The sequence below is a fragment of the Kovacikia sp. CALU 1929 genome (assembly GCF_056784235.1).
The window spans coordinates 1-24,758 of sequence record NZ_JBXBCF010000055.1 but is presented as its reverse complement, the minus strand read 5'-3'; the positions used below and the strand labels follow the sequence as shown (position 1 = coordinate 24,758).

At 51.2% G+C, this 24,758-nt stretch carries 21 protein-coding genes; 11 read left to right on the top strand and 10 right to left on the bottom strand.

Translation table 11 applies throughout. The features are described from left to right. The first annotated feature begins 102 nt into the window (after positions 1–102). Positions 103–1,308, top strand: a complete 1,206-nt coding sequence (locus AC1S52_RS05330; protein WP_482027972.1) for a glycosyltransferase family 2 protein — start codon at positions 103–105, stop codon at positions 1,306–1,308. Here AC1S52_RS05330 and AC1S52_RS05325 read toward each other — a convergent pair. Then, a complete protein-coding gene (locus tag AC1S52_RS05325) occupies positions 1,298–2,479 on the bottom strand; it encodes a cysteine desulfurase family protein (RefSeq protein WP_482027971.1) in 1,182 nt (393 codons plus the stop codon). The two genes, AC1S52_RS05330 and AC1S52_RS05325, sit on opposite strands and share 11 nt — an antisense overlap. A gap of 114 nt (positions 2,480–2,593) precedes the next feature. Between AC1S52_RS05325 and AC1S52_RS05320 the strand changes: the two genes are divergently transcribed. Together AC1S52_RS05320 and AC1S52_RS05315 are read left to right on the top strand one after the other, a co-directional pair. Next, positions 2,594–3,439: a TPM domain-containing protein gene (locus AC1S52_RS05320; RefSeq protein ID WP_482027970.1), complete on the top strand. Its 846-nt coding sequence runs from the start codon at positions 2,594–2,596 to the stop codon at positions 3,437–3,439. 95 nt (positions 3,440–3,534) lie between these two features. Further along, the gene (locus AC1S52_RS05315; protein WP_482027969.1) at positions 3,535–4,257 is read left to right on the top strand and encodes a precorrin-8X methylmutase; all 723 of its coding nucleotides are present in this window, start codon (positions 3,535–3,537) and stop codon (positions 4,255–4,257) included. A gap of 5 nt (positions 4,258–4,262) precedes the next feature. Here AC1S52_RS05315 and AC1S52_RS05310 read toward each other — a convergent pair whose 3' ends face one another. Further along, on the bottom strand, positions 4,263–5,057 hold the full coding sequence (locus AC1S52_RS05310) for a phosphate ABC transporter permease (RefSeq protein ID WP_482027968.1): 795 nt from the start codon (positions 5,055–5,057) through the stop codon (positions 4,263–4,265). Positions 5,058–5,806: 749 nt separating this feature from the next. Here AC1S52_RS05310 and AC1S52_RS05305 point away from each other — a divergent pair. Beyond that, positions 5,807–6,454: a hypothetical protein gene (locus AC1S52_RS05305; RefSeq protein WP_482027967.1), complete on the top strand. Its 648-nt coding sequence runs from the start codon at positions 5,807–5,809 to the stop codon at positions 6,452–6,454. Between the two features lie 5 nt (positions 6,455–6,459). Here AC1S52_RS05305 and AC1S52_RS05300 read toward each other — a convergent pair whose 3' ends face one another. Beyond that, on the bottom strand, positions 6,460–6,993 hold the full coding sequence (locus AC1S52_RS05300) for a peptidoglycan-binding domain-containing protein (protein ID WP_482027966.1): 534 nt from the start codon (positions 6,991–6,993) through the stop codon (positions 6,460–6,462). 65 nt (positions 6,994–7,058) lie between these two features. Between AC1S52_RS05300 and rph the strand changes: the two genes are divergently transcribed. Continuing rightward, positions 7,059–7,781, top strand: coding sequence for a ribonuclease PH (rph, locus tag AC1S52_RS05295; protein ID WP_482027965.1), 723 nt, complete (start codon positions 7,059–7,061; stop codon positions 7,779–7,781). A 114-nt stretch (positions 7,782–7,895) separates the two neighbouring features. Then, a complete protein-coding gene (hisIE, locus tag AC1S52_RS05290) occupies positions 7,896–8,528 on the top strand; it encodes a bifunctional phosphoribosyl-AMP cyclohydrolase/phosphoribosyl-ATP diphosphatase HisIE (protein WP_482027964.1) in 633 nt (210 codons plus the stop codon). 77 nt (positions 8,529–8,605) lie between these two features. On the opposite strand, the gene AC1S52_RS05285 is transcribed toward hisIE, so the two are convergent. Beyond that, entirely contained in the window at positions 8,606–9,895 is a 1,290-nt protein-coding gene (locus tag AC1S52_RS05285; protein WP_482027963.1) for an MFS transporter, read from the bottom strand. Between the two features lie 261 nt (positions 9,896–10,156). On the opposite strand from AC1S52_RS05285, the gene AC1S52_RS05280 reads away from it, so the two are divergent. Together AC1S52_RS05280 and AC1S52_RS05275 are read left to right on the top strand one after the other, a co-directional pair. Further along, positions 10,157–12,841, top strand: coding sequence for a tetratricopeptide repeat protein (locus AC1S52_RS05280; RefSeq protein WP_482027962.1), 2,685 nt, complete (start codon positions 10,157–10,159; stop codon positions 12,839–12,841). An 87-nt stretch (positions 12,842–12,928) separates the two neighbouring features. Continuing rightward, positions 12,929–13,675, top strand: a complete 747-nt coding sequence (locus AC1S52_RS05275; RefSeq protein ID WP_482027961.1) for a sucrose-phosphate phosphatase — start codon at positions 12,929–12,931, stop codon at positions 13,673–13,675. A 363-nt stretch (positions 13,676–14,038) separates the two neighbouring features. Here AC1S52_RS05275 and AC1S52_RS05270 read toward each other — a convergent pair whose 3' ends face one another. Continuing rightward, positions 14,039–14,362, bottom strand: a complete 324-nt coding sequence (locus AC1S52_RS05270) for a YbjQ family protein (RefSeq protein WP_482027960.1) — start codon at positions 14,360–14,362, stop codon at positions 14,039–14,041. Between the two features lie 64 nt (positions 14,363–14,426). Here AC1S52_RS05270 and AC1S52_RS05265 point away from each other — a divergent pair, with 64 nt between their 5' ends. Next, positions 14,427–15,542: a tetratricopeptide repeat protein gene (locus AC1S52_RS05265; protein WP_482027959.1), complete on the top strand. Its 1,116-nt coding sequence runs from the start codon at positions 14,427–14,429 to the stop codon at positions 15,540–15,542. 104 nt (positions 15,543–15,646) lie between these two features. Here the strand turns inward: AC1S52_RS05265 and ispD are convergent, their stop codons facing one another. After that, entirely contained in the window at positions 15,647–16,339 is a 693-nt protein-coding gene (gene ispD, locus AC1S52_RS05260; RefSeq protein WP_482027958.1) for a 2-C-methyl-D-erythritol 4-phosphate cytidylyltransferase, read from the bottom strand. Positions 16,340–16,726: 387 nt separating this feature from the next. Here ispD and AC1S52_RS05255 point away from each other — a divergent pair, with 387 nt between their 5' ends. After that, entirely contained in the window at positions 16,727–17,698 is a 972-nt protein-coding gene (locus AC1S52_RS05255; protein ID WP_482027957.1) for a glycosyltransferase family 9 protein, read from the top strand. A 47-nt stretch (positions 17,699–17,745) separates the two neighbouring features. Here the strand turns inward: AC1S52_RS05255 and AC1S52_RS05250 are convergent, their stop codons facing one another. The 3 genes from AC1S52_RS05250 to AC1S52_RS05240 are packed head-to-tail and all read right to left on the bottom strand — an operon-like array spanning position 17,746 to position 20,213. Beyond that, positions 17,746–18,612 carry a hypothetical protein gene (locus AC1S52_RS05250; protein ID WP_482027956.1) on the bottom strand — a complete coding sequence of 289 codons (867 nt, stop codon included), beginning with the start codon at positions 18,610–18,612 and terminating at the stop codon, positions 17,746–17,748. Positions 18,613–18,632: 20 nt separating this feature from the next. Continuing rightward, positions 18,633–19,733, bottom strand: coding sequence for a tRNA guanosine(34) transglycosylase Tgt (gene tgt / locus AC1S52_RS05245; protein ID WP_482027955.1), 1,101 nt, complete (start codon positions 19,731–19,733; stop codon positions 18,633–18,635). Between the two features lie 21 nt (positions 19,734–19,754). Then, a complete protein-coding gene (locus AC1S52_RS05240; RefSeq protein WP_482027954.1) occupies positions 19,755–20,213 on the bottom strand; it encodes a hypothetical protein in 459 nt (152 codons plus the stop codon). A 502-nt stretch (positions 20,214–20,715) separates the two neighbouring features. Here AC1S52_RS05240 and cobS point away from each other — a divergent pair. Further along, entirely contained in the window at positions 20,716–21,543 is an 828-nt protein-coding gene (cobS, locus tag AC1S52_RS05235) for an adenosylcobinamide-GDP ribazoletransferase (RefSeq protein WP_482027953.1), read from the top strand. Between the two features lie 72 nt (positions 21,544–21,615). On the opposite strand, the gene AC1S52_RS05230 is transcribed toward cobS, so the two are convergent. Then, on the bottom strand, positions 21,616–24,351 hold the full coding sequence (locus AC1S52_RS05230; protein ID WP_482027952.1) for a PAS domain S-box protein: 2,736 nt from the start codon (positions 24,349–24,351) through the stop codon (positions 21,616–21,618). Positions 24,352–24,758 lie beyond the last annotated feature (407 nt).

Below are 24,758 nucleotides of genomic sequence, written 5' to 3'. Positions count from 1 at the left end.
TAATGCCAAAAAGCCTTACTGGATAACCAGTTTGACCGCACACACAAATGGGGATTGGTATAAAAGGTATTGAATTGAGTGCTTTTAGAGACTTCTTTTTTGATGGCTTTACTTTTGGTTGTAATTTCACTGACGGCAGCATTGGTGCTGCTAATCCCAACTACGCTCCTCTTAGTGGAATGTGTAGCAGCGGTTTGCGGTGGGAGGCGGCAGGTTTGGGAGCAAACGGTACCTCGACCAACGATAGCGGTTCTGGTTCCGGCACATAATGAGGACCTGGGAATTGGCGCAACTTTGACACCATTGATGGCTCAGATGACTGCCCAGGATCGGTTAATTGTGATTGCAGACAACTGTGAGGATGGAACCGCTGAGATTGCCCGAAATTATGGTGCCACTGTAATCGAGCGGCAGGATTCGGTACGGCGCGGTAAGGGATATGCCCTTGATTTTGGCTTACAGTTTCTTAAAACCGCTCCCCCGCAAGTCGTCGTGATCGTAGATGCAGATTGCAATGTCGCCCCAGGAGCGATTGAAACGATTGCTCGTCAAGCAATCACCCATCAGCGTCCAGTGCAGGCAACCTACTTGATGGCTCGACCGGAACGTTTGTCATCTAAGGCTGCCGTGTCTCTGTTAGCGTTTACAGTCAAGAATCTGGTTCGTCCCGTTGGGCTGAGCCGGCTTGGGCTTCCCTGCCTGTTAACTGGAACTGGCATGGCATTTCCGTGGACGGTGATGGAACAAATTTCCCTAGCCAGCGGCAATATTGTGGAGGATATGAAACTAGGACTGGATCTTGCCCTGGTCGGGCATCCGCCTATGTTTTGTGCAGAAGCCAATGTGACAGGCTCACTACCCCAGCAAGACAAGGCAGTGAAAAGCCAGAGAACCCGTTGGGAGCACGGTCACTTACAAACCCTGCTGACTCAGGTTCCGCGTTTACTTCGTGCCTCAATTCAAACGAAACGGTTTGACCTATTGGCGATCGCCCTTGACCTTTGTATCCCACCCCTCTCTCTACTCGTTATGGTGTGGCTGGTGGCAACCATCGTCGCTTTGATGGCTGGCATCTGGGGTGGATCTCAGGTTCCAATTTTCATCCTGGCATTAGAGGGAATTTTCATTCTGGTCGCTATCCTGACATCCTGGACAAAATATGCCAGGACAGAGATTCCTCTGGGTATGCTACTGGCGGTTCCTTTCTATGTTTTCTGGAAAATTCCGCTCTACTTTGCCTTTCTGGTAAAACCCCAAACCAAGTGGATACGGACCGAGCGAGATCGGGTTGACTCCTCTAATCTTTAAGGCTTTTGGTGCCATCAACCCCTCTCCGGAGAGACTGAATCGTTGCGATCGCCCACTCCACTACCCGGTCTATTTCCGCTTCTGTATTGAACCGCCCGATGCCAAACCGAATGGAGGCATAGGCTAACGTTTCCGAATGCCCTAATGCCTGAAGAACGTGGGAGGGGGCAACTTTAGCAGAGGAACAGGCGGCTCCCGATGAAACTGCCATCACAGGCTGTAAACCCAGATGTAATGCTTGTCCATCCACTCCAGAAATGCTGATGTTGAGGTTTCCGGCCAACCGTTGGGTAGGGTGTCCATTCAGATATACGCCTTCTAACCGTTCAAGCTGCTGCCAGAGGCGATCGCGCAGCCAGGTTAACCGCTGCGTTTCAGTAGCCATCTCCGCTAGCCCTAGTTCTACCGCCTTTGCAAACCCGACAATCTGGGGGGTGTAGAGGGTACCAGAGCGTAACCCCCGCTCATGTCCGCCCCCGTGAAGCTGGGGCACCAGGTTTACCCTGGGGTTGCGTCGCCGGACATAGAGCGCCCCAATCCCCTTGGGTCCATAAACTTTATGGGTGGTCAGAGACATGAGATCGATATTCATTGCCTCGACATCAAGCGGAATTTTTGCGATCGCCTGGGCAGCATCCGTATGGAAAAGAACCTGGTGTGCCCGACAGAGCATCCCAATCTCTGCCAGCGGTTGCAGAACACCGATCTCATTGTTGGCAGCCATGACCGAAACCAGAATGGTTTCGGGTCTAAACGCCTGCTCTAAATCGTTTAAGTCAATCAGCCCATCGGCTTGCACCGGCAGAAACGTGACCTCAAAGCCGAGGGATTGCAAGTAACGGCAAGGATCCAGTACGGCACTGTGCTCTGTTGCAACCGTAATCATGTGCCGACCTCGATTGAAGGATGCTTCTGCCACCCCCTTGATTGCCAGGTTATTTGCCTCTGTTGCCCCACTGGTGAAAATAATTTCTTCAGGGGTTGCATGAATTGCCTCAGCCAGGGTTTCCCGCGATCGCTGCACGGCTGCCTCTGCTTCCCAACGATAGAAGTGACCAACACTGGCAGCATTGCCAAAATGCTCTGTGAAAAACGGTAGCATAACTGCCAATACCCGTTCATCCACAGGTGTTGTCGCATGAGAGTCGAGGTAAATAGGACGGGACGACATTTCAGGCAAGTATTGACGGTTACAACTTTAGGTTTTTAATATTAGATTAAGATTAACAAGTGTAAAGAAAATTTACACGCTCTCCGTTATCCGGTTCTGCTGGTTGGCAGTTTTATGTCTATTCTCCAAAGTTTCACCCGTCATTTTTCTAGTCGGTTCCATTTTCGCTACTCCTGGCGATTTGTAGCTTCTGCGGTCTTTGCGCTGCTTATTTGGGTTCATCCGTTTGCGGCTTCGGCAGCTTATGCCTACAACAACCCGGATTTATTGCCTGCAACCCAAACTCCAGTGATTGATCTGGCAAAGGCACTGAGCAGTGTCCAAGAAGAATCTCTTGTCAAGAATTTAGAAGACTTTGAAAAAGAGACTGGTTGGAAACTGAGAGTTTTAACTCAGTTTGAGCGTACCCCCGGAGCAGCCGTCAAAGATTACTGGGGGCTTGATGACCATAGCGTTCTGCTTGTGGCTGATCCTCGCGGCGGTAATTTACTGAATTTCAGCGTGGGGGATGATTTCTATCCCTTGCTTCCCCGAACCTTTTGGATTGAGCTACAGACCCGATTCGGCAATCAATTCTTTGTGCGAGAACACGGAGAGGATCAATCGATTTTAGAGGCATTGAACTCCATCCGAACCTGTCTGCGCCAGGGTGGTTGTCAGGTGGTTCCGGGATTACCTCAAGAACAGTGGATTTTAACGCTGATTACCTCCATCGTAGGTGGTCTAGTGTGTGGGTTTGCGGCTCACCCTCGCAAGGAAGGTCAGGTTTTTGCATGGCAGTGGGCACTAATTTTCTCACCTCTGTGGGGCATTTTATTTATTGCGTTTGGGATTGGTCCCGTTGTTTCTCGTACAACCGATTGGTTACCCCTGTTCCGCAATTTTGCTGGGTTTTTGATTGGGGCATTGGTTGCCTTCCTATCTCCTGTACTCAATCGCCCTTCTCCACCTGAAGCCTGATTTGATTATTTCTAAATTCTCTGAAACAGAGACGATCTAGCTCAACCATCGCTTATTCTGTTGCTAGGGCTTTACCGATCGCTTGAATTGAAACCATGGTTTTATCAACGATTGGGTTCATGGGCGATCGCGCCAAGGCGCTCAATTTAGCCCGCACAAAAGCTTTAGCCTTTCTGGAAGGGGTCGCAATGGAATGGCATGCAACGGACGCTCAAAGTCTGGCAATTATTGACCGCGAAATGGGCGATCATGCTTTTTCTCCAGCCGAATATGAAATTGTTCGACGGGTGATTTATTCTACGGCGGATTTTGAGTACAAGTCGTTAATTCATTTCTCAGAACTGGCGCTTCAGTCTGGTGCAGCAGCTTTAGCAGCGCGCAGCACGATCGTAGTGGACGTGCCAATGGTTCAGGTGGGGATTACGACAAACATTCAAAACACCTTTGCCAATCCGGTTTATTGCAGCATGGATGCCCTAACCCGCCCTCAAAAGGAAAAGACTCGTGCTGCTTGGGGAATTGAAACTCTGGCACGGCGATACCCAGAAGGAATTTTTGTGGTGGGTCAGGCACAAACTGCTTTGACTTCGCTGGTGGAATTAATTGAGTCAGAGGAGATTCGACCCGCCCTGGTCATTGGCACGCCTTCTGGATTTGTCGATGTTGAGGTTGCAAAGGAGCGCTTAGCAGATTCGCTCATTCCACACATCCGAATTGATGGACGAAAAGGGAGTTCAGTGGTTGCCGCTGCCATTGTTAACGGACTGGTTGATCTTGCCTGGCAGGCATACGGTCGAGAGCGGAGTGGGCTGGTCTAGCCTTTCTACCAATCCATCGTTTGCTTTTTGCGCGGCGATCGCTTCCTGGGTGGTCTTCGCTCTATACGGCTACTTGTGGATTCGTTACGGTAGGTATTCTCGTCTTGGACAGGACGTTTTGGACGACTCTCCCGATCACCCGGCTCATACCTTTCTCGAGAGCGAATCCGCCGACTCACCTCAATGAAGTCCTCTCGCTGTAGATAAGGGTAGTCACTGACCCATATATCGTGATTGGGAATGTAAACATCGGAAGTTTTATTGATGCGACCGAGGTCTCCCCGATTAGACATCACAACCATCTGGGCAGTGTCTCCGGGGGCGATCGCCTGATGGTTGCGCTTCAGAGGAACGCGCACCCAGGTCGAGAACCCGGAATCATCACCCACTTCAATGTTGATGCACCGCTCCCGGTTTTCAACAATCACCAGGTCTCCCCGCTCATTCACATTCTCTTCTTGCCCAATCAATTCTTCTGTGACGTAAACATCCAGAACTTCCCCTTGCCAAAAACCACTGTAAGCAAACTTACGATATTCCAGGTTTCGCAGGCTTGCCCACAAAACGGGACCCCATAACCAGTAAAGCCCAACCATAATCCCCAGCAGAAAGCGGAAAAAACCAATTTCTGGACCAACAATCAAACCAAGACCCAGAATGACAACGGTTACTCCTACTATCGAAATCAACAACCGTCGTAGGAAGTCCGACAGTTTTCCCCAAGCGTAGACATATTGGGCTCCCGTAGCGACCTTAGGAATCAAGGACTCAAAAGTTTGGCGTGTTAAGGGGATGAGCATGAAGGGTGCCAACGTACTGTAATAACGGGATAGGTAGCGTTCTAAGAATCCTGTTACGAGCCTAGCATTTTATCCAATACGGAACATTGGAGGAAGTGTAATAGGAGGAATTGCCAATCCTGGTAGGTAAGAAAAAGCTGCTGGATAAGTCGCTTCAACTCATCTATCTATTCAGCAACGCCGTGCATAAGAACTCATACGCAGAAAAAAAGGTGATTTATGAAACTAAAGTGACGAATCTCTAATGTGTAGAGGTTAGTATGCAAGTATGCCAATTCGCTTTCTGAGTGGGAGGAGTAGATTCACTGAAGAAACTTCCAAAAGTTCACTCCATTTTTGAATAAAATTTAGTACTATATCGGATGGTTTTACTACTAAAAAGTAGCAAAATCTAAATATATCTGAGGAACGCACTCGGAAAAGCTGGGCAACTATAGGGGGCAACTATGTTTGTTTAGCTTTTTCGGTTAACAAAGCGTCCTTACAGGTAGACTGCCTGATCCTGGGGGCTTATTAAGGATCAGGCAATTTTTTTGGCTAATTGCCGTCTCTTCAGCCATTAATCTGCATCCATTAATCAGCATTCATTAATAAAGATTTGTGCTTCTGATATTGCTGGCTATGGGCAATGGAGATCGCAATATCCCCATCATGTTTGCTACCAAACATAGTCCAGGGGCACTCCCACCGTAGGATAAGCAAGGTCCAGCTATTGGAATCCTGGTTTGCTAACCCCTACCGACTGGCTGATGTCTCAATCCAACCTTCATTCCTCAAATTTGTTAAGGGGAGATTCTCCAAAGCGGCGTTCTCACCATAGTCTTGCCCAGCTTGCTTTGGTGGCTGTTGCCACTTTCATCAGCCTTAGCCACCTGAACCAGCCAGCTCTGGCTGAAATGAGGCAAATTCGCTCGACGCTTCGCCCTGCTAAGCAACAGACCTTTGTAGAACTGATGGAGGAAGCAGAGGCAACGGCTGAAAATCTAGTGAGGCAAACCTTTGCAGCAAATCGAACTGTAAACGAAGTATCAATTACGGTTTTGGGAGAGCGCAACGGTCAGGAAGCCCCCCTGCTGCTTTCGTCGGTTTCCCGATCTAACTGGCAGAAAACTCCTCAGATTCAGCGTTGGACAATCTACTTCAACAATTTCTCGATCGCCCTGCTGGGGTATCGCAAACCTCCCGCTTCACCCGTTCCCACTCCTGACCCGGTTGTGCCGGTTTCCCAGGAAGTGCTACCCGGCACCCCCCAACCCTCTCCCAGTGGCACCCTTCCAACAGCAGGAACTCCTGCTTCCCCCCCCGCGCCTTCCGCTCCCCCGATCAGCCTTCAATATGGCGACAACGCTTCATTTAGAGAACGGTTGAAAAACGATCCCGCTTACCGGGACGATTAAGCCTACTACCACCACTTACGCCCATTCAAAAGCCAGGGGCGACGTTTGGCAGAGGTTTCTGGCAGAGGTTTACCGCGCAAGACGCGCCAGGTAATGGAGTCCACAATGCCATTGGCTTTTAACTTGTGTTCCTGTTGAAAGGCAACCACCGCTTGTTTAGTTTCTCGATTAAAAACTCCGTTCCGGTGAGTGTTGTACCCACAAACTTGTAACAATCCCTGGAGTTCCCATACATCTGCCCCAGTGTGCCCCAGACGAAGAATACGGCTCCCCGGTTGCAGGGTAGTTTTTAAAGCGACACGAGTTTTGGGTCCAATGATGCCATCGATTCTTAACTGGCGCTGTCTCTGAAATTCCTTTACTGCTACTTCAGTGATATAGCCATAGTCACCGTCTACTCTGAGCTTAAAGCCATGAGCATTGAGGGTTTCCTGTAACTCCGCGATCGCCGGTCCGGTGTCCCAGGGATAAAGGATAGGACCCGTCAGCGCAGCGGGACTCATACCATGCACAAATTCAGCGTGAGTATCTGTTGACATGTGACATTGCCCTTCGTACTCGTTCCTAACTCCTGTATTCTAATCACAGGTTTTGAGGATAGAAAATGGCTTGGCAGCGTCCAGACGGGCGAAACCCCGATCAACTGCGTCCCGTCAGTTTTGAGCGTAATTTTACACGGTTTCCGACCGCATCTGTTCTGGCAAAGTCGGGAGACACTCAAGTTCTCTGTACGGTTTCGATTCAGCCTAAGGTGCCCCGGTTTTTAGAAGGCAAAGGGCAGGGTTGGCTGACCGCTGAGTACCGCATGTTGCCTGGAGCAACACCCGATCGCCAGGAACGGGAGTTCATGAGGCTTTCTGGGAGAACCCAGGAGATTCAACGGTTGATTGGACGCAGCCTGCGCTCAACCCTGGACATGGAAGCTTTGGGAGAGCGGACGATTATGATTGATGCTGATGTTTTGCAAGCCGATGCTGGCACCCGCACCACTTCCATTACAGGCAGTTTTGTTGCCCTCAAAGACGCGATTGATAAGCTAGTTGCCGGTGGAGATCTGGAGCGATCGCCCCTGCGCCATCAAGTCGCTGCCATTTCAGTTGGTCTTTTGCACGGCGAACCTTTCCTCGACCTTAACTACCAAGAAGACGTAGCTGCCGAGATCGATTTTAATGTAGTTATGAACGAGAATCTGGAACTGATTGAAATCCAGGGGACAGCGGAGTCGGATAGCTTCAGTCGGCAGCAGCTTAATCAAATCCTGGATTTCGCTGAAAAAGGGATTCGAGAGTTGATGGACTTCCAGTTGCAGGTGTTTCAGAACCACTAGTTATTAGGGGGTGAGGGGTGAGGGGTGAGGGGTCAGTCGCCTAAAACTCTCAACTCAAAACTCTCAACTCCCAATACCCAGTACCCCACTCATCTACTCATGGGAAATGTTGATATGAAGTTGCAGCAAGTCATTCCGGTAGAGGCAATTCAATACGATAGCCGGGGACTGGTTCCTGCTATTGTGCAAGATTATCTGGATGGCACCGTGCTGATGATGGCGTGGATGAACCAGGAATCCCTGCAAAAAACCCTGGAAACTGGTGAAACCTGGTTCTGGAGTCGATCGCGTCAGGAACTCTGGCATAAGGGAGCCTCCTCCGGGCACCTCCAGATTGTGAAAACCCTCCGCTATGACTGCGACAGCGATTGCTTACTAATCAGTGTGGAGCAGATTGGCGACATTGCCTGCCATACGGGCGAACGAAGCTGTTTCCATCGGGTGAACAGTCACATTGAGCCACCCCATGCGGATACATTGTCCCAGGTGTATGCCGTTGTCTGCGATCGCCGCGATCACCCGACTGAAACTTCCTATACCTGCAAACTGTTTGAAGGCGGCGATAACAAAATTCTCAAGAAGATTGGGGAAGAAGCCGCAGAAGTTGTGATGGCATTCAAAGATGACGACCCGGAAGCGATCGCGGGTGAAGTGGCTGACTTGTTCTACCACTCCTTGGTTGCCCTGGCTCACCACAAGGTAGACCTGAAAGCTGTTTACCGGAAGTTACAGGAACGGCGGCGATAGGAAACGAGGGGAGGGAGTTTTGAGTTGAGAGTTTTGAGTTGAGAGTTTTAGGCGACTGACACCTGACACCTGACACCTCACACCTTTTCACCCTCCACTTTTTCCCTACTGGCGATGCTCCTGGATGAATGCATCATGCGATCGAGGGCTTGCAGAATCAAAATCGCCACGATCACACTGGCAGCCATGACCAGCCAGTAGCCATAAACAATCGGTTTAGACTGGTCTAATGCCCACCCACCCAGGGGGGGACCAATCATGTAACCCAGCGCCCAGCACTGGGAGTTGACTGCTAGATAGACTCCCCTTAGTGGCTCTGGTGCCAGTTCTACCGTTGTTGAGGCAGCCGCGGGCATATAGGCAGAGGTGGCGATCGCCAGGACACCTGTTGCCAGAATTGCCCAGATTAGATGACCGGCGGGGGCAACCCCTGTAAGCCAGACCAGGACAAACCCGATGCTCCACAGTATGGCTGAGCCGATCAACCCCTGGACATGGGAGAAGCGATTGAGAAATCGCACGGTGGGCATTTGGGACAGCACAGCAGCTACCAGATGCCATGCAAACAGATTGCTAATGACTTCGGGAGAGAATCCCCTGGCGGGTGCCTGTCCTGGGACAAAATTGTTCAGATAAAGGGGAAGGGTGCTGCTGACCTGCACCAGATAGGTGGTAAACATCACGTTGGGAATGATGTAGGTGAGCAGGTAGCGATCGCGCAGGGCTGCCATCCATCCCTTGATCGCTTGATGGTTTTCAGTGAACTGACCCGACTCGGCGATCGCCCAATAAACAACGCCTAACAGCACCAGAAACGAGATTCCATCAATCACAAACAGCATCCGGTAAGCCCCAGTGATGCCAATCAACCGTCCACCTAGCACCACTCCCAACCCCAACCCCAAACTGTCACAGAGCCGAGTAATCGCAAACGCTTCATTCCGCTGCTCCGGTGGCGACAGGTCGGCAACCATTGCTTCATTGGGGGGCCAATAAAGTCCCAGTCCCAGCCCGACCAGCAAATTGCCTAGAACTAGCATGGGAAAGTCATTGGCTGCTGCCAGCACAAAGGATGCTGCCGCTGACACGATCGCCGCCAGCATCAACGTCCGCCTGCGACCCCAGGTGCGCGAATCGGTAAACGAGCCGCCCATCAGCCGACCCACAATCCCAGAAACGGCTGAACTCCCAATTGCAAGTCCAACCTGGGTCGCAGACAGCCCTACTTGGTTGACAAAGAAAATAGGTGCCGCAAACAAAGTAAAGCCAGAACCCGTCTGGGACAGAAGCCGCCCCAATGCGAGAATCCAGACCTGGTAATTCAAGCTGGGAACCCAGGAGAACAGCTTCGACGGGCGAAAGGACATAGTTTAGGGTATTAAGAAAGCATCCTTCAGTTTAAGGTGAAGCGGCTTTCTCTGTTGTTTGCTAAGGAGCGGAATTGGTCAGTGGTCAACTTTAGTAGTCAGGAGTTAGGAACCCACTGTGCCTTTCGCCTTCACCCCTCTACCTCTACTACCCATTACCTACTACCTGTTATCTAACACCAGTGAGCAAACTCCCGTAAAGATCGCGGTGCCAGTCTGGCTAGCTGGGCTATAGTGAAGCGGAAGATTTTACCCCAACCTATGAACGCCGAAGATTTTTTCAACCAGGGTTTAATGAAGGCTCAAAAGGGTGACCACAAGGGCGCGATCGCTGATATGACGGAAGCGATTAAGATCTACCCGAAGTATGCCGGGGCATACCTCAACCGGGGTAACTCTCGGTTGGCGATGCAGGATAACCGGGGGGCAGTGGAAGACTTTAACCTGGTGTTACAAATCAATCCCAAGGCGGCAGAGGCGCTAGTGGGAAGGGGAACTGCCCGCGCCCGTGCGGGGGATAGACAGGGGGCATTGGATGACTTCAATCAGGCACTTCAGCTTAAACCTAAGTTCCCTGGCATCTTCATTCAGCGGGGCACTGTGCGGGCTGAACTGAATGATCTGGAAGGCGCACTCGAAGATTTGAATCAAGCGATTCAGCTTGCGCCGAATGCGGTGCCTGCCTACGTGCAACGGGGCGTGGTGCGGGCAGGGATGAACGATCGCGAAGGGGCGATCGCGGACTTTAGTCAGGCTCTTCAGCTTTCTCCTAATGCCATTCCTGCCTTTGTCCAGCGGGGTGTCGTCTACGCGGAAATGGGAGATAAGGATCGTGCACTCGCCGATTTTGACCAGGCGCTCCAGATCAGTCCCAAAGCTGCCCAGGTTTATTTGCAGCGAGGCATGGTGCGGGCGACGCTGCAAGACCCTCTGGGGGCGATCGCCGACTTTAACCAGGCACTCCAACTCAACCCCAACCTGCTACCTGCTTACATCCAACGGGGGGCAGTGCGTTCTACGCTGGGTGATCCTCAAGGGGGGTTAGAAGACCTGACCCAGGTATTGAAACGCAATCCCCATGTGGTTCCTGCTTACATTCAGCGGGGGCTGCTCTGTTCAGAACTGGGAAATAAACTCCAGGCGCTAGAGGACTTTAACCAGGCATTACAGCGCGAACCGGGTTCTGTGGATGCCCTCCTGAACCGGGGGCGGGTACGGGCAGAACTGAACGATCGCGAAGGGGCGATCGAGGACTTTACTGAAGCTCTCAAGCTTGACCCCAATAATGCTTCTGCCCATCTCTGCCGTAGCGTGATCCATCTAGAACTGGACGATCGCCAGAAAGCATCCGAAGATTTCAACCTGGCAGTGCAAATGCTGCCCAGTTCTGCGGATGCCTATATTGAGCGCGGCATGTTTCGAGCCAGTATGGGCGCTTTACGGGAGGCGGTAGAAGATTTCAATCGCTGTCTGCGCATGCATTCTGACTCCACTAGGGGCTATCTCCAACGGGGTATTATCCGCAACCTGATGGCGGATCGGGAGGGTGCCCTAACCGATTTTGACCAAGCGCTCAGTTTGGATGCCAGCGTTGATGTGGCTTACCTGTATCGGGGATTGGTCAAAGCTCAGCAGGCAGACTATACAACCGCCCTGGAAGATCTGCATCAGGCAATCAAACTCAATCCCAATCTGATTCCCGCCTATTTGAACCGCAGTGCCGTACAGACCAAGATGGGAAATCCGGAGGGAGCCGCCACCGATTTTCAAGGCGCTCTCAAAGTTGGTCCCAATCCTGCGGCTGCTCACCTGAGCCGGGGCATGATTCTTGCTCAACTGGGTGATGAACAGGGGGCACTGGATGACTTCAACCGGGTGATTGAGCTTTATCCCAGGGCGATCGCCGTCTATTACAATCGGGGCATTCTGCTGGCATCTCTAGGAGACCAACAGGGGGCACTGGATGACTTTAACCAGGAACTTCAAATTAACCCTGCCTCTGCTCCTGCTTACCTGCATCGGGGTGCGCTGCGGGCAGAACTGGGTGAAACCGACACCGCGCTCCAAGATCTCGATCGGGCATTGCAGTTGACTCCCCGTTCGCTGGTGACGCGCTTTCAGCGGGGCTTCCTGCGGGCAGAACTGGGGGATCCCTATGGAGCGGCTGAAGATTTCAACGTTCTCCTGGCAACCCGGACTCCCTCCATTCCTGCTTATGTTCGACGGGCACTGGCATTTCTAGAGTTAGGCAAGCGGAAGCTGGCAATGGATGATTTGAGTGAAGCCGTTCGGCTTGAGCCGAAAAATCCCGAAGATTTTCTGCATCTGGCCGTTGCCCGCACCCGCATGGGAGAAGATAAAGCCGCCAATCAGGACTTTAACCAGGCAGTGGAAAGCAGTCTTTACCCGGTACGTGCCTGCCTGCAACGGGGCATGCTACAACTCAAGCTGGGTGAACTGGTTGGCGCAATGACGGATCTGGACTATGTGATTCAGGTAAACCCAACGCTGGTGTCTGCTTACCTGTATCGGGGCATTGTCCACGCCAAGAAAGGCAACCAGGCAGCAGCGCTGGAAGACTTTACCCAGGTGTTGAACTTCCATCCTGCGTCTGCTCTGGCATATCTCAGCCGTAGCGCAATCTATCTGCTCCAGGAAAATCAAACTGCCGCAAACCAGGACTTTGAGCAGGCAAGCAAACTAGGGGGCGAATCTGGAAAAGTGTGGTTCCATCGTGGCAGAATTCGGGTGGAATTGGGGGACCCATCGGGAGCCTTGAGCGATTTTGACCGGGCGATCGCCACCCACCCTGAATTTGCCCCTGCTTATTTGCACCGTGGCAAAGTGCTAGCTGAATTGGGAGAACAAGGGCGATCGGAGGAAGATTTGCAAATGGCGGCTCAACTCTTTCCAGCGGTGGATCCTAAAGTTCAGACAGATCGGTAATTTGGAAAGCTGACAACAAACCCTATGGTTTGGTAGAGTTCGTTGTCGTGGGCAATGTACTCAACAACCGACTCAACGTGTAATCCTGTGAATTCTTTTCTGTTCATCACTGATCTGGACAACACCCTGGTAGGTGATGATGCCACAATGGCAGAACTCATCCGTCAGTTAGAACGGCATCGTCATGAATATGGCACCCAAATCGTTTATTCGACGGGGCGATCGCTGACCCTCTATCGCCAGCTTGTTGCTGAAAAGGGGCTGCTAAAGCCAGATGTTTTGATTGCAGGCGTCGGTACGGAGGTTTATTACAACGGTAGTGATACCCCCGACCCGGTCTGGTCAGAAAAGCTATCCTACCGCTGGAACCGGGATGAAGTCGTTGCCTGTGCCGCGCACTTTGCTGACCTCACCCCCCAACCGGATACAGAGCAGCGTCCCTTTAAAGCCAGCTACTTTCTAACTGAAGAGGCGGCAGTAGAAGTATTGCCCCAGTTAGAGAGAATGTTGGGCGATCGCGACCTGGACACACAACTGATCTACAGCGGCAGTCAGGATCTGGACATTCTGCCCCGTCAGGCAAACAAAGGGATGGCAATGACCTTTGTTCGGCAAAATCTGAGGGTTGACCCAGCACGAACCGTTGCCTGTGGCGACTCTGGTAACGATATTGCTCTCTTTGCTAATCGGGAAGAATACGGCATCATCGTCGGTAATGCCATGCCTGAGCTACTCCAGTGGCATCACGCAAACCCCAACTCTAACCGCTATTTAGCAACAGCCGCTTGCGCAGGCGGAATTTTAGAAGGACTAAAGCGTTTTGGTTTTCTCTAAAAGCGTGTTAGCCCACCTACTTTAGCCAGTTGTCTAGCACAGGATGACGTTGGCTTTAGGTATTAACCAGCAGCCAACGCAGATAATCCTTGCCCCAGGCTCAACCCAGACGTTGAGTTGTTTTCTGCTTGAGAAAAGCATAAAACAGGGGTTGACCAAAGGGTTATGATCCCCGAATATACGAAAGTTAATTTATAGCAAAAGCCACCAGGCTTAAGACCAATGGAAAGCGTACTTTGAGTAGAGCGATTCTCAGATGAGTGTGGTACGAACTAATGCCGAAAACTCTCACTGAGTAAGCAGTTTAACCGTACCACAAATGGGAATTTATATCTCCCTTCACCTCTGAACCCTGACTTCTGCTTATAGCTTTACGGCTGTTCCCGTTGCGGTGATGAGGAGCAATACGCCTGACTCATCTACATTAATCGTGCCGGTGTTTAGCTCGATTCCCACTACGGCATCTGCCCCCAACTGTGCAGCCCGTTTTTCCAGTTCCGCGATCGCCTCCCGTTGCCCCTGCTCAAATACCCGCTCGTAGCTACCTGTACGCCCACCAATCATGTCACGAATTCCGGCAAAGAAGTCCCGCAGTGCATTGCTACCGTAAACGACCTCTGCTGTGACAACTCCCAGGTAGCTGGTTACGTTTACGCCCTGAAGCACATCAGTGGTTGATAGAATCATTGACCATTCTCCTGCTAGAAAACCCAGCAGTACTCTCTCATATCTTGTTAAGTCTTTGCTAACTATGTCTGGAAAATTGATCATCAGAAAGCAACCCCTCCTGGTTTTGAGCCTGCTGTTTTTGATTGGCGTTTCTGCCCCCCATTTCGCACCACAGAGCGCCCATGCCCAGGGTGCACCTGGTCGTGGCAAACAGCAGGATGACCGTTTGACTGAATTGCTAAAGGAAGGGCGCAAACTGGTAGATGCTGGCAACTTTCCTGGAGCAATCGCAGTTTACCGGCAGGCTGCCGAACTGGACAACCAAAATGCAAAGATTTTCTCTGGCATCGGCTATTTACAAGCCAAACAGGGAAACTTTCAAGAGGCAACGACTTACTACCAGCAAGCGATCGCCCTGGATCCTAAAAATGCTGAATTTCAGTATGCTCTTGGTTATAACCTGGCAAACCTGGGTAGGAACGATGAGGCGATCGCAGCCTACCAGGGAGCGACAAGACTCAATCCACGCCACGTTAACGCCTTTTTAGGCTTGGGTGTGGTTTACTCCCGTATTGATCGGTATAGCGAAGCCGCCAATGCTTACAGGCAGGTAACTGCCATTGATGCCCGTAATGCCAAAGCGTTTGAACTGCTGGGGGCGATGCTGATTCAGCAGGAACGTCCAAAAGAAGCGATCAACCCTCTGAAAAAGGCAATCCAGCTATCCCCTAGATCGGGCACTGCCCATGTCACATTAGGGGCAGCATGGTTGAGTATGGGCAACCTGACCGAAGGAATGTCTGCCTTCAATCGAGCGGCGCAACTGGAACCCCGCAATGGACTAATTCAGCTTCAAATGGGCAAAATTTGGAAAGCTAAGGGTCGTACACAAGATGCACTCAAAGCCTTCCAGCGAGCCGCATCCTTGCAGCCCAGCCTGGTGGAAGCCCACCTGGCACAGGGCGATATCTATCTGGAACAGAAGGACTATTTAGGGGCAATCATCTCCTATCGTCAGTACACCACCCTGCAACCTAAGGATCCCGACGGGTACTTCAAACTGGGTGATGCTTTAAAGGCCCGCGATCGCAAACAAGAAGCCGTCGCCGCCTTTGACCAGGCAAAGCGCCTCTATCAACAGCAAGGCAAATCTGACAGAGTCAGGGATGTGGAGAAGGCGATCAAGGAGATTAAGTAGAGGGGGTTGCTGGTTGTTAGTTGTTTGTAGAGCCTCCAGACCTCCGAGGTTTTCAAAACCTCGGAGGTCTAAGCTGGCAAGTTAATATCTTTAACTCCCACCTCTCAACTTCCCTTCCCCCGCTGCCGCAGAATGAACTCGGCGATCGCCAGGTCTACCGAGGTGGTTACTTTTAAGTTGGTTTCTTCGCCTTCTACGATTTTGACGGGTAGCCCACACTGTTCAAACAGGGCAGCATCATCGGTGACTTCCCATCCCTGGCGAACTCCCTCATCATGGCAACGGGTCAGGTGTTCGACTTCAAAGCCCTGGGGAGTCTGGGCTGCCCAAAGTTGACGGCGATCGGGGGTACTGGTTACCTCATGGGTGGAAGGTTCCACTACTTTGATCGTGTCCTTTACCGGGATCGCGGCAATCAGCCCTGGACAGTGGCGTAATTCCTCAGAGCAGCGATCGAACAGTTCGGACGTGACCAGGCAGCGGGCACCATCATGGATTAATACTTGCTGGGCAACGGCTGGTAGCGCCTGTAATCCTCGATAAACCGACTCCTGACGGGTTGCACCACCCTGGATGAAGTGAACCATCTTGGTCATCCCAAGTTTGACCACAATCTCCTTAAAGTCTTGAAAATCCTCTGGTTGACCGATCAATCCAATTCTGCGAATCGATTGGGCGGCACGGGCGGCAGAAAGCGTCCAGGCAAGGAGGGGTTTTTCGAGCAGGGGCAGCAACAATTTGTTGCGATCGCTCCCCATTCGACGACCTGAACCAGCGGCTGGAATTAGTAAGTACACAGCATCCCTCAGCTAGAACTTCTTCGTTCATGGTTGACAGTCCTATCGTTTGGCAGTTTCAGGAACCCCCGATGGAAATAGGGGACTGAGCGTAGTCTGTACAACGCAAAACTTACTGTATCTTCCCCTAAATTTTGGAAGAGATATCCGTATTCTGCGAAGTTCACCCTTTGGCAACGGGTCAGGTTTGCGATCGCAACAACCAGCCAAGCTCTGTTAAAGCCATCCAAGTTGAGCACTGGCGATTTTTACAAGGAAAAAGTATGGGTTTCTAAATTGGTGAGGTTTCGCACAAGTTTTTTCTATCTTGAGCTTGCCAGTTGAGATGAAACCTCTTAAGGTCATTAAGGAGCGAGTTTAGCGTAAAGAAGTATTTAACCCTGCATTATGCGAATCGTAGCCTTCGTCCCTGGTGGGATTGGCGACCAAATTTTATTCTTTCCGACACTGGATGACTTGAAACAGGTTTATCCCAATGCCCAGATCGATGTTGTCATTGAACCCAGGGCAAAGGATGCTTACCGGGTTTCCAAATCCGTTCACAATACCATTCTGTTTGATTACAAAGACCGAAACAGCCTCGCAGATTTTGGCAATCTGTTGGGTTCTGTCCGCGAACAGGAGTACGATATTGCTATTTCCCTGGGGCAGCGTTGGGGAATTGGGCTTGTGCTCTGGCTGACGGGGATTCCAGTTCGGGTTGGTTATGCGGGCACGGCTGGGCAGCCTTTTCTAACCAACGCTGTCCCATTGAAGCAGGATCAGTATGCTGCCTGCATGTATCATGACTTGCTAAAGGGCTTAGACATTAATACGCCCTGCCCAGAGTTATCGATCAACGTTTCGACCAAAGACCTCGACTGGGCAGATGCCGAACGTAAGCGATTGGGCTTGCAAAGCAGCGGCTACGTGTTAATTCATGGAGGTTCCAGCCAACTTTCAAAAGATAAGAGAATTGATAAGCTCTATCCGGTGGAAAGCTGGAAAGGAATTATCCAGGATTTTCAACAGCGGCAGCCGGATCTGCCTTTAGTCGTGGCTGAGGGACCAGAAGATAGCAAGTTTGTTCAGGATCTGGTTCAGGCTAGTCCAAGGCTGAAAGTGACGGCTCCTAAAGATATTGGTAAATTAGCCGCAATGATTGCTGGGGCGAACCTGATGCTATGTACTGATAGTGCTCCGATGCATCTCGCGGTTGCTGTAAAAACCTACACGCTGGCATTATTTGGTCCTACGGTTCCGAAGCGATTACTGCCAGAAAGCAATCGCTTTGTTGGTATCAAATCCCTGACTGGTCAAATGTCTGATATTTCTCCTCAAATGGTGCTGGAGAAGGTTTGGGGCGGTAGAGAGAATTGATCGGGGGGAGTGGAGGCAGATGGCAGATCTGCCCATTTCCTTTCCTCTCACTCCCCAGCTTGAGAAGGCAGTGCTCGCAGGTAATGAAGAAACTCCATCAACTGGTCTTCATTCAGTTCAGACCGGGTCTGCTTGCTGTAGGTCCGCTTTAGGTGGCTTTGACCCCGCTTCTTACTCCATCCAATCCGTTCCATTTCTACATCCGTAAAAGCTATCAGTTCTGATAGGTCTACAGGTTCAACAGCCGCATCATCGTTGCTTTCCTCTAAAGCATCCAGGTCAGGTACCTCCAAATCACGTTCACCAGAATAGGAAGCGGCTGGTTTCTCAGGTAGGGTTTCTACCAAAGCAGGACCACCAGGTACCGAAAACGCAGGAAATTCTTGAATCGGCTGAAGATCTTGATCCTTCGGCTTAGAAGGTACTGACTTTGGTTTAGAAGCTGGTTTAGAAGTTGGTTTAGAGATCGCCTGTGGTTCCAGGGGTAAGGATGGAACTACCGCAGGCGGAGAATTTTCAGGGGAGAAACTTTCAGGGGAAGCGTTGATGGGGGATGGCTTGTCTGGCAAGGGCGATTGCATGAGTTCAATCGGCGGAAATCCCCCGTTTAGTGGGGGACTTGAGGGCAGTGCTGAGGGTTGGGTGAACCCAGAAACCGAATAGGGAACTGGCGAACTCGAGATCGCAGCAATTCCCAGCACATGCAACGCACGCAACCGAGCCTCGTCTTCTGCCTGTTCGATCGTCGCAGCCGCTGCCATGCCCGTTGCCAGGGTCACTCCTCCCAGTTGCACCAGGGCACGCACAACAAAGCGATCGCCATGTACCTGAACCAGTTCAGACACCAGGCTACTGGTAGGATAACGAGTTTGTAGTTGCGCAAATAATAAATGAACGTTAGCTGAGTCAGTCACAGATACCACCTACCACCTTTCTAAAGCCAATGCCCAAATGCTGCTTTGAAACTGCCATTAAAGATAGCGCTACGAATTCTCTGAGTAAAGCGCACCAGTTCCGTAATGTTGTGAATTGAGAGTAGGGTGTAGCCCAGGAGTTCCTGTGCCCGTAGCAGATGGCTTAAGTAAGCACGGGTAAAGTGTTGGCAGGTGTAGCAGGGACACTCCTGATCTAATGGTGTGAAGTCTTCACGAAACCGGGCGTTTCGCATATTCCAGCGATCGCCTGCGACCAGGGCATTAGCATGACGCGCTAAACGGGTCGGAATCACACAGTCGAACAGGTCCATGCCAGCGGCGATCGCCTGCACCATTTCCCGGTAAGTGCCTACACCCATCAGGTAGCGGGGTTTCTCTGGTGGTAGCAACGGAGTCGTGACCCCAACAATGTGCTGAATCAGTTCAGGGGGTTCACCAACACTGACTCCTCCAATGGCGTACCCAGGTAGATCAAGATCTGCCAACATGCGGGCGGCATCCTGGCGTAAATCGGGGTACACGCCCCCCTGCACAATCCCAAACAATGCCTGGTCACTCCGCTGGTGAGCCGTGATACACCGTTTGAGCCAGCGATAGGTGCGATCAGTTGCTTCTATCACACTCTCACGGTTTGCCGGGTAGGGCGGGCATTCATCAAATGCCATGATCACATCTGCCCCCAGAGCATTTTGAATCTCAATGGAGCGCTCAGGAGTCAGGTGAATCATCTGCCCATCCTTTGGAGAGCGAAAGGTCACTCCCTCATCGGAAATTTGCCGCATTTCGCTCAGGCTAAACACCTGAAAACCACCTGAGTCGGTCAAAAGCGGGCCATCCCACGCCATGAAGCGGTGTAACCCACCTGCCTGAGCCACAATAGTTTCCCCAGGTTGCAAATGCAGGTGATAAGTGTTTGCCAGCACCATTTGTGCCCCAGTCGCCCGGAGCTGGTCTGGGGTGATGGTTTTGACATTCGCCAACGTCCCCACCGGCATAAAACGGGGAGTTTCTACCGGACCATGGGGAGTTGTTAAGACCCCTGCCCGCGCATGGGTGTCGCAGCAATATGCCTGACACTGAAACGAAAATTCCTTAGTCAACGTTTGCCCGCCGTGCCTGCTCTAAAACGAAAAATGTTCTTCGTCATCAATCTGCACATCCCAGTTGGCAGAGAGGACTTCAGCCACAACGGCTTCTAATGCAGCCACATTGAGGCGATGGGTGTTTTGCTCTTGCAAAGGATTGGAAAGTGGGATCAGACGAAGCTGGCGATTGTCCTGAACCAGATCAAAGAAAGGCTCCAGATCATCCGACTGACCCAACTCCAGGTAATCAAAACTAGAAATGTTGATGTAAACTGCGTGATTGGCAATCAACGTCGATCGCTGGGGATCGGCAAAGACCTCCAGGACGCAACCCTCTCCTTCATTGATGAGGATGCCATCTTGTCTATGCTGGTAATGAACATGGCTCAGGTCAGCGAGTACGCGCTGCATATCCTGCTTATTAATCACAGTGCCGGTGTCAACAATACAGGGAGCAGGCATTCGCTTGCTGCGAGAAATTGGATCGTGACTCATGGAGAGAACGCCTCTGGTCTAAGGGTGCCTGCGGCTTCAACAAATGGTTTCGGCTCAAGGCAAACGTGGACTCTAAAAAAATGTGAAAGCCTGAAATAAAAAAAAGCCTTAACGGAACAACGCTGTGGCTGAGAAGAGACGAGGCGAGTTTATGCAACGATGGGAAGCCAGTAACAGAATCATCCAATAAAGAATTGCCCAATAAACTCGTGAAACTCGTCGTGTAAAGCAATCCCTGAAGTAGGTATGGCATCAAGCCGATCCGAAAAGCAGGAGTAGCTAAAGCTCAATACTGAATTTAAGGAATTCTCGAAAGAAAACTCAAGGTAGTTTTACGGATTAGTGATGTACGCAACAATTTTATCTCAACTTCTCAGGCTACCTCCTGATGGAATTTACTGAATTGGTTTATCGCAATTGCGAGAGGGGATACTGAAACTGAAACTTCCCTTCCAGGTTATCCCGTTAAGGGGGAACAGAGACACCCATTTGAATACTGAAAGTGATTAAAATTCCATGTCAGATAATAAATCGCTACCGTAGAAAAGCGATCGCCACCTCCAAAAGTACTCTTCTGGCTCCCCTTTCTACCCTGCTGGGAGCGATCGCGTTCTACACCTGCATTCCCATTCCCCAGCGCTGGACATTAAATTTTAATGGCATTGCTCGTTGGATTTCGGTTGTGGGGCTGCTAATCGGTGGGCTACTAGGACTGCTGGACTGGGGACTGGATTGGCTGGGAATGCCGGTACTGGTTCGTAGTGGGCTGGTGGTTGCCGCCTGGGTTGCCATTACCGGGGGCTTGCATCTGGATGGCGCAATGGATGCTGCGGACGGGTTGGCAGTGCTTGACCCCCAACGTCGCCTATCTGTCATGGCAGATAGCCACACAGGGGCGTTTGGTGTCATGGCAGCGGGGCTGATCCTGCTTCTGAAAACCACTGCCCTGGCTAGTCTGGGTTCTTCTCGCTGGTTGGTCCTATTAACCGTTATCGGCTGGGCAAGATGGGGACAACTGGTAGCGATCGCCCGTTATCCCTACCTGAGGGCAACGGGCAAAGGGGCACTCCATAAAGCGGCGATTGACTCAACTCTAGAAGCGGTTCCCAGCCTATTTTTGCTTCTGGGGCTGAGTGGATTACAGCTATGGCTTAATCCACAGCAGTGGGTGATCCCTGGGGTAATGGCGATCGGAGGATGTGCGATCGCCCTCCTGACCGGAGCCTGGTTTAACCACAAACTCGGTGGGCATACGGGTGATACCTATGGAGCCACGGTTGAGTGGACAGAGGCACTGTTGTTGTGCCTCTTGACGGTGGTTTGGAGATAGGGATCGGCATTGAGGTTATGGGATTACCCCCCATTCGCCTTTACCGTGACCCTTAGTGACCTTTATTCCTATCTACCTCAGCCCGCCCTCAGCCCCTCCCCTGAGAGGCAGAGAAATTGTAAACTTTGCGCCCTGTTGTGGTCCGGACTCTAATAGAACAGTGCCGCCATGAAGTTCTGCCAATTTGCGGGTAATCACCAAGCCTAAACCTGTTCCCTGGTGTTTGCGGGATAGGGAACTGTCGATTTGTGAGAAGGGCGCAAAAAGACGTTGTTGATCGTCTTCGGTAATCCCGATTCCGGTATCCCACACCTGGAAATGGATCACTCCTGAGAGATTGGGAATGGGAAACCGATGGTTTGAGTCATTGGGTGTCGCAGATTCTCTGGGATCGGCGAGCAAGGATTGAGCATAAACGGTCAGACCAACACTGCCTATTTGGGTGAACTTGACTGCATTGGTCAACAGATTGAGCAGCATTTGTTTGAGGCGTCTGGGATCGGCAACCATCCAGTCGATTTTGGGATCAATGTCAACCTTGACCTCCAGCCCCTGGTGCAATGCACGCTCCTGGATCAGGCTGATCACTCCCTCACAAACATCGGGAACAAAGATGGTTTGTAAATCCAGTTCCAGGCGATCGGCTTCCAGGCGAGAAAGGTCAAGGATGTCGTTAATCAAGTCCAGCAAGTGTTGACCACTGGCATGAATTCGCTCTAGGTAATCTTTTTGCTTGGGATTTAGTTCTCCAAAAAACTCTTGCAGCAATACGTTAGAAAATCCCAGGATAGCAGTGAGCGGGGTCCGTAACTCGTGACTGGTGGTGGCAACAAATTCCTCTTTCAGGCGAGTGGTTTCGGCTAGTTGGTGGTTACGGGTTTCCAAGAGTTGCCATTGATTCTTAAACTCGGTCACATCCCGCCATACTCCTATCACCCGCTGAACCATGCCTGAGCGGCTAGTGATGGGGGCATATACCGTTTCAAACACACACACATCACCGAGCGGCAATGACATTTCATGATCAACAAACACCTTTTCCCCCGTGTCAAATGCCTGTTGGATCAGCGGTTCTATTTCATCGGCGAAGGAGCCGAATAACTCTCGATTGGTTTTGCCAATGATGACTGTAGCAGGTAGTCCTAAAAGAGCGCACCCAGCGGGGTTAATCGAGATGTAACGAAGTTGGGGGTCATATTCGACAAAAATATCAACTGATTTATCCAGAAAAGAGCGGAAGTATTCAGCACTGAGCCGTTGTTCGTGCTCCTGGCGCGAAAGATGAGCCTGACGCAGGGCGATCGCACATTGACTGGCAACCTGTTCAATCAGATTAATTTCATCCGGTTCAAATTGGCGGGACTGAAGTTGAAAAATAGTCAGCGCCCCAATTAACCCCTGGTCGTCCATGATTGGACTCATGACTTCCGACAGAATTGGGGGCGAGTTCTCATCCACAGATGGGCTGCCTCCAAACCGCTCCAAGGTTGGGTCGATAGGCTTGGGCGAGGAAGGATGGGCAATTGGAAAGCTAGTAACGTAGGTTTTGCGATTCAGGAGATGGTGGCGGCACACTTCAGACCAGGCAGTGAGCGGAAATGATTGATTGATCAGCGGTTGGGTTGGATGGATTGTTGCCTTAAAGAACTCATAACGAACCTCTAAGCGGCAGGTCGAGGCATCAAACAGACTGGAAATACAACCGTCCAGATCCAGTGTCTTGACCAAACCTTGAACAGCGGCTTTCAACATCTGGTCTTCATCCAGATCGGTTCGCAGCGCCTCAGTCAGGCTACGGATCAATTGTTCAAACTGAAGCGATCGCTCCAGCGATCGCGTCCGCTGGCTTACCCGTTCTTCTAACTCATGGGTGTAGATCTGGAGTTGATGGAGCAACCGGGTCTGCTCCAGCGCCATCGCAATTTGGTTAGCCACTGCCCGCACAAGCTGTTGTTCATCCTCTGTCCACAATCGGGGACCCCGGCAATGATGAACCACCAGCAAACCCCACAGGGTACGGTTCTGTGGCTCCAGCGTTTCATCCATACTGACAATCGCAGAGGCAATCATGCCACGGACCCGAAACTGAGTCAGCATTCCCTGATAGCAGTCAGACAAACCCGCATTATGCACGTCTGCCGCACTCCACAACCGCCCCTGGCGATAGGCATCTAAATAAATAGGGGGGATGCACTCAGACGGAAGGGTTAGCCCCTGCATGACAGGATAGGGCACGGAAACACTCTCCGCCAAACAAACGCCGCTGTTGTCACAAAAGAATTGGTAAGCCAACACCCGGTCGGTTTCGAGTGCCTGTTGCAGACGTTGAACCGCCACCTGCAAAATGCTCTGTAAGTCTAGTGTGGAGCGAATTTGGGCAGAAATATCGTTTAACAGCGCTTCTCGTTCGCGGTGCTGATGAATTTCTTGCTCTGCCAGTCGGCGATCGCTCAAGTCGGTGACAAACACCAGCAAATCTTCGCCAGTGTTCTCATCGCCACTTAAAGAAACCTTAACCTCAGTCCAGACAAACGTGCCATCGCAACAGTGGTAACGCTTCTGCATTATGTGATGGCGTTGTCCGCCTCCCAGCAAATGCTGGAGCATTCGCATTTCTATGACAAAATCCTCTGGATGGGTAATTGCCCGGTTGTCCAGGTGCCGAAGTTGTGTCTCCGTGTAGCCCGTCAGCTTGCAGAAGGCTGGGTTTGCCTTAGAAATACCTCCATCTAGCCCAAGATGCAGAATGCCAATAGGGGCTTGGTGTATTAAAAAGTCTGTTGAGATGGGTGGAGGGAATGAATGCATGAAACAGGCAAGAGGAATCTGACCAGGTCTGTCCGAAGACTCCTGAGGGTATTTAGTGAGACGCTAAGCCAAATGCAAAATGACCTGACCTGATAATGCAAATAGTTTATGTCTCAACTGGCTTTGGTTTTCTTATTGTGCCCCTTGAGTTCTGGTGGAACGAAGCAGTTCTTGTAAAACTTTATATGGATTTCCTGTTTTTGGAGTTTTGCAGCGGTGGGGCTGGACCTACAGCAGCTTTTAGATGAGTAAACCACAACAGCGGGGAAAGGGGGAGAGGGGGCTACTGTGTATACACAAGTGTGAAAGTTGAATCGGTAGGTGATCGCAGAGTCAACGGTGAATGCCAAAACCCTGCTTGGGGGGCTGCCCCCCAAACCCCCCGTGGCAGGTGACGGTTGCGTCCC

What these genes read in the sequence shown, in the direction of transcription:
- AC1S52_RS05315 (WP_482027969.1), top strand. Translation starts at nt 3,535, where the DNA reads ATGGTTTTATCAACGATTGGGTTCATGGGCGATCGCGCCAAGGCGCTC.
- AC1S52_RS05240 (WP_482027954.1), bottom strand. Translation starts at nt 20,213, where the DNA reads ATGAGTCACGATCCAATTTCTCGCAGCAAGCGAATGCCTGCTCCCTGT.
- AC1S52_RS05330 (WP_482027972.1), top strand. Translation starts at nt 103, where the DNA reads ATGGCTTTACTTTTGGTTGTAATTTCACTGACGGCAGCATTGGTGCTG.
- AC1S52_RS05280 (WP_482027962.1), top strand. Translation starts at nt 10,157, where the DNA reads ATGAACGCCGAAGATTTTTTCAACCAGGGTTTAATGAAGGCTCAAAAG.
- AC1S52_RS05320 (WP_482027970.1), top strand. Translation starts at nt 2,594, where the DNA reads ATGTCTATTCTCCAAAGTTTCACCCGTCATTTTTCTAGTCGGTTCCAT.
- rph (WP_482027965.1), top strand. Translation starts at nt 7,059, where the DNA reads ATGGCTTGGCAGCGTCCAGACGGGCGAAACCCCGATCAACTGCGTCCC.
- AC1S52_RS05285 (WP_482027963.1), bottom strand. Translation starts at nt 9,895, where the DNA reads ATGTCCTTTCGCCCGTCGAAGCTGTTCTCCTGGGTTCCCAGCTTGAAT.
- AC1S52_RS05255 (WP_482027957.1), top strand. Translation starts at nt 16,727, where the DNA reads ATGCGAATCGTAGCCTTCGTCCCTGGTGGGATTGGCGACCAAATTTTA.
- AC1S52_RS05325 (WP_482027971.1), bottom strand. Translation starts at nt 2,479, where the DNA reads ATGTCGTCCCGTCCTATTTACCTCGACTCTCATGCGACAACACCTGTG.
- AC1S52_RS05230 (WP_482027952.1), bottom strand. Translation starts at nt 24,351, where the DNA reads ATGCATTCATTCCCTCCACCCATCTCAACAGACTTTTTAATACACCAA.
- AC1S52_RS05270 (WP_482027960.1), bottom strand. Translation starts at nt 14,362, where the DNA reads ATGATTCTATCAACCACTGATGTGCTTCAGGGCGTAAACGTAACCAGC.
- AC1S52_RS05300 (WP_482027966.1), bottom strand. Translation starts at nt 6,993, where the DNA reads ATGTCAACAGATACTCACGCTGAATTTGTGCATGGTATGAGTCCCGCT.
- AC1S52_RS05310 (WP_482027968.1), bottom strand. Translation starts at nt 5,057, where the DNA reads ATGCTCATCCCCTTAACACGCCAAACTTTTGAGTCCTTGATTCCTAAG.
- AC1S52_RS05265 (WP_482027959.1), top strand. Translation starts at nt 14,427, where the DNA reads ATGTCTGGAAAATTGATCATCAGAAAGCAACCCCTCCTGGTTTTGAGC.
- AC1S52_RS05305 (WP_482027967.1), top strand. Translation starts at nt 5,807, where the DNA reads ATGTCTCAATCCAACCTTCATTCCTCAAATTTGTTAAGGGGAGATTCT.
- hisIE (WP_482027964.1), top strand. Translation starts at nt 7,896, where the DNA reads ATGAAGTTGCAGCAAGTCATTCCGGTAGAGGCAATTCAATACGATAGC.